Here is a 12,001-nt window from a genome sequence, read left to right as displayed (position 1 = left end):
CAAGGGTTATTTTGCTATGATAGATTTGTTTTCGGTGTGGATGACTCGAATCTTTCCTCAGACTTATTAACATCCTGTGGATAACAATGTGAACAACATTCATCCCCTTCTGATAATTTTCACCCATTCATCCTTAATTATGTGGATGGACCTGTCAAGAATACCCGATAATCCGACATCTCATGCATGGCTGCGCCGCTTTTCGGGCGAAATTGATAAGGAGTGACAATCTGTGGATAGCCATACGCACGAAATGTGGCAACAGGTGCTGTCGATCATTCAGACGAAGTTGAGCAAACCGAGCTTTGACACATGGTTCAAAGCGACGAAAGCCTCCTTTCACGGCGAATCGATGGTTGTTGTAACAGCGCCTACGACATTTGCCGTTGAATGGCTGGAAAGCCGATATACAAAATTAGTTCGAACAACGCTCCAGGAGTTCATGGGGCGCCAGTTCGATATTAAGTTTGTCATCGAAGAAAATAAGCCGCCGGAGCCGGCTGTCCAGCCCCCGCCTCTGATTGCGGCCGTTCATTCTGCTCCGGAAGAAACGGCTCCATATATGCTTAACCCTAAATATACCTTCGATACATTCGTCATCGGTGCCAATAACCGGTTCGCACATGCAGCATCATTGGCTGTAGCTGAAGCGCCGGCCAAAGCCTATAATCCGCTGTTCCTGTATGGCGGCGTTGGCCTTGGAAAAACTCACCTGATGCACGCCATCGGACATTATATTTTGGAGCATAATCCGAGTACCCGCGTGCTTTACTTGTCTTCCGAGAAATTTACGAACGAATTCATCAATTCGATCCGCGACGACCGCGGCGAGAATTTTCGCAATAAATACCGCAACATCGATGTGCTTCTGATCGATGATATTCAGTTTCTCGCAGGTAAGGACGGCACGCAGGAGGAATTTTTCCATACGTTTAACGCGCTCCATGAAGAGCGTAAGCAAATCGTCATCTCCAGTGACCGTCCGCCCAAAGAAATTCCGACATTGGAAGAACGGCTTCGCTCCCGGTTTGAATGGGGCCTTCAAACCGATATACAGCCGCCTGACCTGGAAACGCGCATTGCAATTTTAAGAAAGAAAGCCAAAGCTGAGAATTTGGACATCCCTAACGAAGCTATGGTTTACATCGCGAATCAAATCGATACCAACATTAGAGAGCTCGAAGGGGCACTCATCCGCGTAGTGGCCTACTCATCGTTAATCAATGAGGATATAAGCTCGCATTTGGCTGCGGAAGCACTCAAGGATATTATTCCTTCGAGCCGGCCGAAGATGATTACGATGCAGGATATCCAGCAGAAGGTCGGGGAATTTTATGGCCTGCGCATGGAGGAATTCAAGGCGCGTAAACGGACGAAGGCTGTTGCTTTTCCAAGGCAAGTTGCGATGTATTTATCCCGTGAGTTAACCGACTTCTCCCTTCCAAAGATCGGGGAGGCATTCGGCGGCCGCGACCATACGACCGTCATTCATGCCCACGAGAAAATAACACAGCAGCTCAAGGTTGATCCGGATTTATATAAAATCGTCCAAACGCTCGCGGAAAAAGTCAAAAATCACACTTAAAAAGTTATTCACAATTTAATTCATATGCCTTCAAAAAGTTATACACCTGGGCATAAAAAATCGCCAAAGCCTATGCACACGCTATACACATGTGGATAGGCTTGATTTATCAGCGTTTCACCCTGTTATCCACATATTCAGGGCCCCTACTACTGCTACTACTCTTTTTTTTAAATAATCATCATCAATAATAAGTGACAAAATCGTCTCAAAATTCGGCAATTCCCGCCATCAAGCCTTAGGAGTGAAACCATGAAACTGACGATACGTAAAGATGAACTCAACGAAGCGATTCAACAGGTTTCCAAAGCTTCATCCACCAGACCAGCCATTCCCATTCTCGGCGGAATCAAAATTGATGTGACCCATCAAGGCGTGACCTTAACGGCCAGTGACACGGATATTTCCATTCAGAGCTTTATTCCTGTCGAAAACAGTGAATTTATTATTGCAAAGGTCGAAAAACCCGGAAGTGTCGTGCTCCCTGCCAAATTTTTTGTAGAAATCGTAAAGAAGCTGCCTTCCGACGAATTGGAGATCGAAGTGAAGGAACATCACCAAACCTCTATTCGTTCCGGCTCGAGCGACATTCAGATGGTCGGTTTGGATCCTGAAGAATTTCCGGTATTGCCCTCTATCGAGGAAAGCGAAAGTATCTCCGTGCCAGGCGATTTGCTAAAGGCGATGATTCGTCAAACGGTATTCGCTGCTTCGACAAGCGAACAAACGCCTATATTGACTGGAGCCTTATGGAACCTGCAAGAGGGTCAGTTGAAATTTGTCGCAACGGATCGTCACCGGTTAGCAAGCCGCACTGCATCTGTCGTGACAGAACCCGGGTATCGCTTCTCTAATGTCGTCATCGCTGGGAAAACACTCGTGGAGCTGTCGAGACTTATATCCGACGATAGCAGCCAGGTCGAAATCGTCGTTGCTGATAATCAAGTGCTGTTCAAAGTGAACCAGGTTCTCTTCTATTCGCGTATATTGGACGGGACCTATCCCGACACTTCTAAGATTATTCCGCAAGAGTTCCAAACAGAACTCGTTCTTCATACAAAAAAATTGACAGATGCGATCGACCGCGCTTATTTAATGTCGCGCGAGGAGAAGACTAATATTGTCCGGCTGGCAACACAGGAAGACGGGACCATTGAAATATCGTCGAGCTCCACGGAATTGGGCCGGGTAACGGAGCATCTGGAAGTTAAAGAACTGACAGGTGAACCACTCCGGATTGCGTTCAATTCAAAGTACATGCTGGATGCGCTAAAGGTCATCGACAGTGAATATTTATTCATTGGCTTCAAGGGAGCCATGAGCCCGATCATCATTAAGCCGATCGATCACCCCTACAGCCTGCATCTCATATTGCCGTACCGTACAACAGGCTAAGCCAAGGGCGAGGAGTTAAGGACCATGAACGAAGTGAACATTAAGACCGAATATATTGCGCTTGGCCAATTTCTCAAGCTCGCCGGCTGTATCGATACCGGCGGCGCTGCGAAGTTCTTTTTGCAGGAGACGAAGATTCTCATTAACGGGGAACCTGACAATCGGCGCGGTCGCAAGCTATACCACGGTGATCGCGTCGAAATAGAAGGTTTCGATGTCTTTACGGTTGTCAAACAATGACGTTTATGACGATCCGCTTGTAATGGCGGGTACAACCGGGAGGCGGCAGCGTGCATTTAAAATCGATCCAACTGCAGAATTATCGCAATTACGAGCAGCTGGAGCTTCAAACCGACAGTCAAGTCAACCTGCTTGTCGGACCGAATGCTCAAGGCAAGACGAATTTACTTGAAGCGATATTCGTTCTGGCGTTAACCAAATCGCACCGGACGAGCAAGGACAAGGAATTGATCGGCTGGCAATCGACGGATGCTAGAATCCGCGGTGAGGTTGAGAAGAAGTATGGCCCGGTAACACTTGATCTAACGTTGGCCTCGCAGGGGAAGAAGGCGAGAATAAACGGACTAGAGCAGCGAAAACTGAGTGATTTTGTCGGGGCGCTTAACGTCGTGATGTTCGCCCCGGAGGATCTGGAAATCGTAAAAGGCACACCGGGCATACGAAGGCGGTTCCTCGATATGGAGATCGGCCAAGTCCAGCCCGGCTATTTGCATACGCTCGGTCAATACGGCAAAGTGCTCGTTCAGCGCAACAATTACCTGAAATCGGCGTACCCAGCCGGAGTCCAACAAGCCATGCTGGACGTGTGGAATACGCAATTAGCCGATTATGGTGTTAAAATTATGAAAAAAAGGCAAAGCTTTATTCATAAACTGCAAAGATGGGCGGAGCAGATTCATGCCGGCATCACCGCAGGGACGGAGGAGCTCACCATCCTCTATCGTCCGTCCTTCGAAACGGGAGTGCTCGAAGAAGAATCTGTTTTATTTGAGCAATTTATGATAAGGTTAAATCAAGTCAAAGATCAGGAACTGCGCCGAGGGATGACGTTAGCCGGCCCTCATAGGGACGATATCTCCTTTTTCATCAACGGAAAAGAAGCGCAGGTCTACGGTTCACAAGGTCAGCAGCGGACGACTGCCCTATCACTCAAGCTAGCCGAACTCGAACTCATCCATGAAGAAATCGGGGAATACCCCCTGCTGCTGCTTGATGACGTATTATCAGAGCTTGATCAGAACCGGCAGACACAGTTGATCGAGACATTTCAAAACAAAGTACAAACGTTCATAACGACGACCGGGCTAGAGAGCGTCAACATCAGTAAGCTGCAGGATGCCCGTATCTACCACGTAAGAGACGGACAAGTAGCGCGTTGATGGCGCAAATCAAGGTACCAGTGAGGAGTTGGAGGCTATGTATATTCATTTGGGCGGAGAAAAGATTATTCGCGCCGCGGAATTAGTGGCGATATTTGATATTTCCATCGAGCAATCCTCCAAGCTTTCCAAACAATTTGTCGCGCAAGCCCGGAAGCGGAAGGACGTTGAAGTGATAGGAGAAGAAGAAGCGAAATCGATTGTTGTGACGGAGCACAAAATCTACTATTCGCCGATATCATCCTCCACGCTGAAAAAACGATCGCATCATTTTGCGACTACGTAAACCCGACACCCGTGAAGCGATTAAGCAGATCAGTCGAGAGGAGCAGTGAAATCGAGCATGTCGTTGAATCATAATTCGTACGATGAAAGTCAGATACAGGTTCTTGAAGGATTAGAAGCCGTACGCAAGCGTCCCGGGATGTATATCGGTTCCACCAGCGGCAGAGGCCTTCACCATCTCGTTTGGGAGGTCGTCGATAACAGTATTGACGAGGCGCTGGCCGGCTATTGTTCCCGGATCGAAGTACGGATTCATGAAGACAATAGCATAACGGTCATTGATAACGGCCGGGGGATTCCGGTTGGCGAGAATACGAAGCTGAAGAAATCGACGCTCGAAGTCGTCATGACCGTCCTGCATGCAGGCGGCAAATTCGGCGGCGAAGGGTATAAAGTATCCGGCGGCTTGCACGGCGTCGGCGTTTCCGTCGTGAATGCACTGTCCGAGCATGTGATCGTAACGGTCAAGCTACATGGGAAGATTCACCAGCAGGAGTACCGCCGTGGAGCGCCGCAATACGACGTGAAAATAATCGGCGATACGGACGAGACGGGAACGACTGTGCGATTTAAGCCGGATCCCGAAATTTTCACGGAAACGACCGTGTATGAATACGAAATATTGCAGTCTCGCATACGCGAGCTTGCATTTTTGAATAAAGGTATCGAAATTGTACTGATCGACGAGCGGACGGATACATCGAATGCCTATAAATATGACGGCGGTATCATCGAGTACGTCAAATATTTGAATCGTAACCGTGAAGCGCTGCATGAGCAGCCCATTTACGTTGAAGGGCAGAAGGATAATATTCAAGTCGAAGTTGCCCTGCAATATAACGACAGCTACAGCGAGAATATTTACTCATTCGCGAATAACATCAATACGCATGAGGGCGGCACGCATGAATCCGGCTTCAAGAGTGCATTGACTCGCATTATTAACGACTATGCACGCAAGATGAATGCGATCAAAGAGAATGATTCCAACCTGTCGGGGGACGATGTGCGCGAAGGGCTGACGGCGATTATATCCGTTAAGATTCCTGAGCCGCAGTTCGAAGGCCAGACGAAGACGAAGCTTGGCAACAGTGAGGTCCGTGGGATTGTTGAATCCTTCTTTGCCGAGAAATTCCAGGAATTCCTGGAAGAGAATCCTGGCGTATCACGTAAAATCGTGGACAAGGGACTTCAGGCAACTCGTGCCCGCGAAGCCGCGCGCAAGGCTAGGGAATTAACGCGCCGTAAGAGCGCGCTAGAAGTGAGCGCACTTCCAGGTAAACTGGCGGATTGCTCCTCTAAGGATGCTTCGCTTAGCGAGCTCTACATCGTCGAAGGTGACTCCGCAGGCGGATCGGCTAAGCAAGGCCGCGATCGGCACTATCAAGCGATTCTTCCGCTTCGGGGCAAAATTCTGAACGTAGAGAGAGCAAGGCTTGACCGGATACTTGGCAACGCCGAGATTCGGGCCATCATTACGGCACTCGGTACTGGCATTAGTGAAGATTTTGATATAACAAAGGCCCGGTATCACAAAATCATACTCATGACCGATGCTGACGTCGATGGCGCGCATATCCGGACATTGCTGCTCACCTTCTTATACCGCTACATGCGTAAAATCATTGAGGCCGGCTATGTGTACATTGCTCAGCCGCCGTTGTTTAAGATTGAGCGCAACAAAGTGATCCGTTATGCGCAAAGCGAGAAGGAACGCGATGAAATTATTGCGGAATTCGGCGAAGGCGTTAAAGTGAACGTTCAGCGGTACAAAGGTCTCGGTGAGATGAATGCTTCCCAGCTATGGGAAACAACGATGGATCCGGAGAGCCGTTCCATGCTTCAAGTGACTATCGAGGATGCCATTGAGGCTGATGACGTGTTCGAAACCCTTATGGGCGACAATGTAGAGCCGCGGCGCGACTTTATTCAACAGTTTGCCAAGTTCGTTAAGAACTTGGATGCATAGATTGTGGAACATACCGCAATCCGCAAAGCCGTCCGGTACCCGGGCGGCTTTGCTTTTGCCTAACGGATGAGCATGCGGCCTAAAGTCGACAATTGTAGATGAGGATCAGCGTCGTTTTGCCTTGAAGCGACCATATCCTACACAGTAACGATACACCCGACGAAAGATAGATCGATCACTTAATTTTCGGAATATATAGGGGTCGGGAAGGGTGTTCACTTCCAGGATCCAAGGCTTTAAGGAGGTATCAATAGCAACATCGATCCCGATCTCTTTCAATCGGGGATACCGGCTTTCCAGCTGATGGGCAACATCTGTACCCAGCTTACGGAGTTTGTTCTTATAAGCTGACATATCGGCAGCTGCTAGATGAGACCCCATCAGCCGTTCGATGGACATCGGTGTGCCGCCGCTGTGATAATTCGTGACAATCTTGGCGGGATTGCCAAGGCGGCCGATAATACCGGTCGTTTCCCAGCGATCCATTAAATTTTTCTGAACCATGACCCGTATATCGAATCTGCGTTTCGAATGCCGGAGCAGGTGTATGCCGCGCTGAATGAGATAGGTTCGCCTGCCAATGAGTCGCTCAAGACGGTCGGCCATCGTATCGAACGATGTAAACGTCCGGAGGCGGGTTCCGCTTTGGAAGGTGTATACGCCGCGGGTGCGCTTCTCCACCCGAATAACCCCAATGCCATACGTGCCTGCGTCGGGTTTAACATAAACCATGGCACACTCATTCAACATTTCTCTTAACGTCTCTCTGCTCCATCTTCGGGTTGTGGGGATGGATCCGCTAAGCAAGTCGGATTGCAGCAGGACGTTCGTCTTCGCCCACTTGCTATGCACGCGTTGGATCGCCAAAGGGGCTCCGCCTTTCAGTTATAGGATTCAATCAAGGAATGTAATGCAAGCAAGACAGAGGTGGAAAACGATGTTATAATAGGGATAATGCCTATTTTGCGTTCACTTTACCGCACTCCTCTGATTAGTTTATGGCGGAGTTAATCAAGTGGCACGGGCAATTGCCCATCCGTGATCGGGAACGTTAGCCCAAACCTCAATGGAAAGTAAATCGGCGGCAACGTTTAAGCAGTACGTGTTTGTGAAAATACTATAATGTTTCTAGTATTCGTTTTACGATAGTCCACGCTTCGAAGCCGGTCCTGCCGGCCGGCAAGAAGCCGGGCGTTCACTTATAGGAGGTCAACAATGGCGGAAGAACAAAGTTCGCAACTACGAGATCGCGATATTGGCACCGAGATGCGAGAATCGTTTATTGATTATGCGATGAGCATCATTGTCAGCCGCGCACTTCCCGATGTAAGGGACGGCCTTAAGCCGGTGCATCGCCGCATTTTGTATGCCATGGCGGAACTAGGCATGGCTTCGGACAAGCCCTTTAAGAAATCTGCCAGGATCGTAGGCGAAGTGCTCGGTAAGTACCATCCTCACGGTGATAGTTCTGTTTATGAGGCGATGGTGCGGATGGCACAAGATTTTTCGCTGAGATACATGCTGGTCGAAGGACACGGAAACTTCGGATCGATCGACGGCGATATGGCTGCTGCGATGCGTTATACCGAAGCACGTCTTTCGAAGATCGCTATGGAAATGCTGCGCGACCTTAACAAAGAAACAGTCGATTTCGTGCCAAACTATGATGGTGAAGAGCAAGAACCGGCTGTCCTGCCGGCACGTTTTCCAAACTTGCTCGTAAACGGTGTAACGGGTATCGCTGTCGGTATGGCGACCAATATCCCGCCGCATAACTTAACCGAGGTCATCGATGGTTTGCAGGCGATGATTATCAATCCTGATATTACGCCGATCGAATTGATGGAATATATTAAAGGTCCGGACTTCCCTACAGCAGGCTTTGTAATGGGTCGGGAAGGAATCCGCCAAGCGTACACGACGGGGCGCGGATCCGTTACGATGAGGGCCCGGGCGACGATTGAAGATAACGGAGGCAAAGCGCGCATCATCGTGCATGAGCTGCCATATCAAGTCATTAAGGCACGCCTCGTGGAGAAGATTGCGGAATTGGTCCGTGAGAAGAAGATCGATGGCATCACCGACTTGAGAGACGAATCCGACCGTAACGGTATGCGTGTCGTTATCGAGCTGCGCCGCGACGTAACGCCAAGCGTCGTACTCAATAACCTATACAAGCAGACCCAGATGCAAATGAATTTCGGGTTTAACATGCTGGCACTCGTTAATCAAGAGCCGCGTTTGTTAAATTTGAGAGACATTCTGTATTACTATCTGCAGCATCAAATCGAGGTCATTCGTCGCCGTACCGAGTTTGACCTGAAGAAAGCCCAAGCGAGAGCTCACATTCTCGAAGGACTGCGAATTGCACTTGACCATCTTGATGAGGTTATTGCGCTCATTCGTTCTTCCCAGACTGCGGATCAAGCGCGTGAGGGACTTATTTCGCGGTTCACACTAAGCTATGATCAAGCACAGGCGATATTGGATATGCGCCTGCAGCGTCTTACTGGCCTGGAACGCGATAAGATCGAAGCTGAGTATGCAGAGCTTCTGAAGAAAATTGCGGAATACGAAGCGATTCTGGCTGATGAGCAGCTCGTCCTGCAAATCATCAGCGAAGAGCTGAACGAAGTGAAAGAAAGATTCGGAGACGAGCGCCGCACAGAATTGATGATGAGTGAAGAAGAAATTATGGACGAGGACCTGATTCCAAGGGAAGACGTCATTATTTCGATTACGCACTCCGGTTATGTGAAGCGTCTTCCGGTCACGACCTACCGCAGTCAGAAACGGGGCGGCAAAGGGGTCATCGGAATGGATACGAAGAATGAAGATTTTGTTGAGCATCTATTCGTCTCCAATACGCATCATTTCTTGCTGTTCTTTACGAACAAAGGCAAGGTATACCGGCTGAAGGCCTACGAGATTCCAGATTTGAGCCGAACAGCCCGTGGGACGCCGATCATCAACCTGCTTCAGATCGAGCAGGGCGAGACGGTTAACGCGGTTATCCCGGTTGAATCATTTGATCCGGACCGTTACCTGTTCTTTGCCACTCGTCAAGGGATTGTGAAGAAGACTCCGCTGGACGATTACGGCAACATTCGAAAAATCGGTCTAATCGCGATTAATCTCCGCGAAGACGATGATCTAGTGGGAGTGAAGCTGACGGATGGGGAACAAGAGATTATTATGGGCACAAGTCAAGGCATGTCCATCCGTTTCCCTGAACAAGACGTCAGACCGATGGGCCGGGCTGCAACAGGTGTCAAAGGTATCAATACCGATGAAGGTGATGACGTCATTGCCATGGACGTAGTGGTACCGGAGAACGAAGTTCTTATCGTTACTTCCAAAGGTTACGGCAAACGTACTCCAATCGCGGAATACCGGATACAGAGCCGTGGCGGCAAAGGCATTAAGACATTGAACGTGACCGATAAGAACGGACCTATCGTTGGACTCAAGGTTGTTCAAGACGATGAGGATCTCATGATCATGACGTCCCTAGGAACTATGATCCGCACCAGTATGGACGGGATCTCCACAATGGGGCGCAACACGCAAGGCGTGAAGCTGATTCATATCCGTGAGGATGACTCAGTGGCAACTGTCACCCGTGTAGCTCGCAGTGAGGAACCTGCTGATGATCAAGTTGAAGGTGAGGAAGGATTGGAAGATCTTCCAACCGAGGAATAGAGCATAATAGTTGGGCTATATGAAGTGGAGGAGAACAAATGGCAACGGTAGCGGTATCGCAAGTGAAACTCGGTGACAAGCTCTATCAAGATGTACTTACCCCGCTTGGCAGCGTACTGTTTCATAAGGGAAAGGTCATTACGCCGCGTGAGCTAGAAATTCTTATGGCGTTTCTTGTCCCTACCGTCGTCATTGACTCCGGTGATAAGCGAGAAGAGAGTGAAGCTGTTGCGGAGAAGTCGTCTGACCTCAAAGAATCGAACGTGAAGTCGGCTTTAAGTGAACAGTATGATCGGACCGTTCAGCTGTTGAAGCGGGTATTCAATGACGTCGTTAGCGGCTCGAACATTCCCATCCTGGATATTCGGACACAACTCGAAGCACTCCTGCAGCATATCAATGAGTACAAGATATTGACGTTCTCGCCAAACACCATTCATAATGACGAGTATTTGCATCATAAGAGCGTTATGTCTGCTATGAGCTGTTTTATGCTTGCACAATGGATCGGGCTTCCCAAGAAGGACTGGATGCAAGCAGCGCTGGCCGGGTTATTGCATGATATCGGCAATGCCAAAATCGATAAAGCGATTTTGAATAAACCGACTACGCTAACCCAGGTGGAATCGGAAGAGATGAAGCGTCACACCGTACTTGGCTATCAGGTTCTGAAGAATGTGACAGCGATTAATGAAGGGGTCAAGCTGGCTGCACTGCAGCATCACGAGCGTGTTGACGGGAGCGGTTATCCGCTTGGAGTTGTATCGGACAAAATCCATCCATACGCTAAGCTGGTGGCGATCTCCGACATCTTTAACGCAATGACCATGAAACGCACGTATCGGAAAGCAAATTCGCCTTATCTGGTGCTTGAGCAGATTCTGAAGGATTCATTCGGTAAGCTGGAACCGGCTTATGTACAGACGTTTATTGAAAGAGTAACGCAGTTCCATAACGGAACGGTCGTTAAGCTTAACGATGAACGAATAGGCGAAATCGTATTCTCGGATCGGAACCATCCGACAAGACCGTGGGTTTCCGTAAACGGAAATATCGTTAATCTAGTCAATGAGCGTCAGCTGTATATAGAAGAGATTGTAACTAATATAGAAACAAATAAATAAACGTTGACTCTGTTTAAGGATCTGTGTTATATTACTCCTTGCTGCTTTTAGGCGGGATTGTATAACACAGATTTTTAATTTCAGTAAATTAAAAAAAGTGCTTGCAATCATGTGGGCAGATGTGATATATTATAAAAGTCGCCGCTGAGAGAAAACACAGCGAACGACGAACGAAACAAGTGAATGTTTGTTCCTTGAAAACTGAACAATGAGCGACCTGTCAAGCAAATATTTATCAAGTAATGAGCTAACAAGCTTATCAATATAGTCGGTCTTCGGATCGCACTTTTATGGAGAGTTTGATCCTGGCTCAGGACGAACGCTGGCGGCGTGCCTAATACATGCAAGTCGAGCGAATTTCATTGAAAGCTTGCTTTCAATGGAGTTAGCGGCGGACGGGTGAGTAACACGTAGGTAACCTGCCTACAAGACTGGGATAACATTCGGAAACGAATGCTAATACCGGATACGCAATTTTCTCGCATGAGGGAATTGGGAAAGGCGGAGCAATCTGCCACTTGTAGATGGACCTGCGGCGCAT

General features: G+C 48.6%; 9 protein-coding genes and 1 rRNA gene. 9 read left to right on the top strand and 1 reads right to left on the bottom strand.

From position 1 onward, the window contains the following. Positions 1-232: 232 nt before the first annotated feature. The 6 genes from dnaA to gyrB all read left to right on the top strand — a co-directional run bounded on the left by dnaA (position 233) and on the right by gyrB (position 6,634). Positions 233-1,585, top strand: a complete 1,353-nt coding sequence (gene dnaA / locus NNL21_RS32325; protein WP_204822363.1) for a chromosomal replication initiator protein DnaA — start codon at positions 233-235, stop codon at positions 1,583-1,585. A gap of 252 nt (positions 1,586-1,837) precedes the next feature. Next, a complete protein-coding gene (gene dnaN, locus NNL21_RS32320; RefSeq protein WP_204822362.1) occupies positions 1,838-2,980 on the top strand; it encodes a DNA polymerase III subunit beta in 1,143 nt (380 codons plus the stop codon). Between the two features lie 24 nt (positions 2,981-3,004). Then, on the top strand, positions 3,005-3,220 hold the full coding sequence (gene yaaA / locus NNL21_RS32315) for a S4 domain-containing protein YaaA (RefSeq protein WP_204822361.1): 216 nt from the start codon (positions 3,005-3,007) through the stop codon (positions 3,218-3,220). A gap of 50 nt (positions 3,221-3,270) precedes the next feature. After that, positions 3,271-4,380, top strand: a complete 1,110-nt coding sequence (gene recF / locus NNL21_RS32310) for a DNA replication/repair protein RecF (protein ID WP_204822360.1) — start codon at positions 3,271-3,273, stop codon at positions 4,378-4,380. 37 nt (positions 4,381-4,417) lie between these two features. Next, complete coding sequence (gene remB / locus NNL21_RS32305) at positions 4,418-4,666, top strand: extracellular matrix regulator RemB (protein WP_183600795.1); 249 nt, start codon at positions 4,418-4,420, stop codon at positions 4,664-4,666. Positions 4,667-4,723: 57 nt separating this feature from the next. Next, entirely contained in the window at positions 4,724-6,634 is a 1,911-nt protein-coding gene (gyrB, locus tag NNL21_RS32300; RefSeq protein WP_204822359.1) for a DNA topoisomerase (ATP-hydrolyzing) subunit B, read from the top strand. Between the two features lie 105 nt (positions 6,635-6,739). On the opposite strand, the gene NNL21_RS32295 is transcribed toward gyrB, so the two are convergent. Then, on the bottom strand, positions 6,740-7,501 hold the full coding sequence (locus NNL21_RS32295) for a YheC/YheD family protein (RefSeq protein ID WP_204822358.1): 762 nt from the start codon (positions 7,499-7,501) through the stop codon (positions 6,740-6,742). Positions 7,502-7,849: 348 nt separating this feature from the next. Here NNL21_RS32295 and gyrA point away from each other — a divergent pair, with 348 nt between their 5' ends. The 3 genes from gyrA to NNL21_RS32280 form a co-directional block, all read left to right on the top strand. Further along, positions 7,850-10,336, top strand: a complete 2,487-nt coding sequence (gene gyrA, locus NNL21_RS32290) for a DNA gyrase subunit A (protein ID WP_204822357.1) — start codon at positions 7,850-7,852, stop codon at positions 10,334-10,336. A 38-nt stretch (positions 10,337-10,374) separates the two neighbouring features. After that, positions 10,375-11,460: an HD-GYP domain-containing protein gene (locus NNL21_RS32285; protein ID WP_204822356.1), complete on the top strand. Its 1,086-nt coding sequence runs from the start codon at positions 10,375-10,377 to the stop codon at positions 11,458-11,460. Between the two features lie 287 nt (positions 11,461-11,747). Next, positions 11,748-12,001: ribosomal RNA gene (locus tag NNL21_RS32280) — 16S ribosomal RNA — on the top strand; the annotation flags it as partial.

Source organism: Paenibacillus mendelii (assembly GCF_024498075.1).
Taxonomy (GTDB): Bacteria; Bacillota; Bacilli; order Paenibacillales; family Paenibacillaceae; genus Paenibacillus_Z; species Paenibacillus_Z mendelii.
This window is presented reverse-complemented; position numbering and strand designations above follow the sequence as displayed.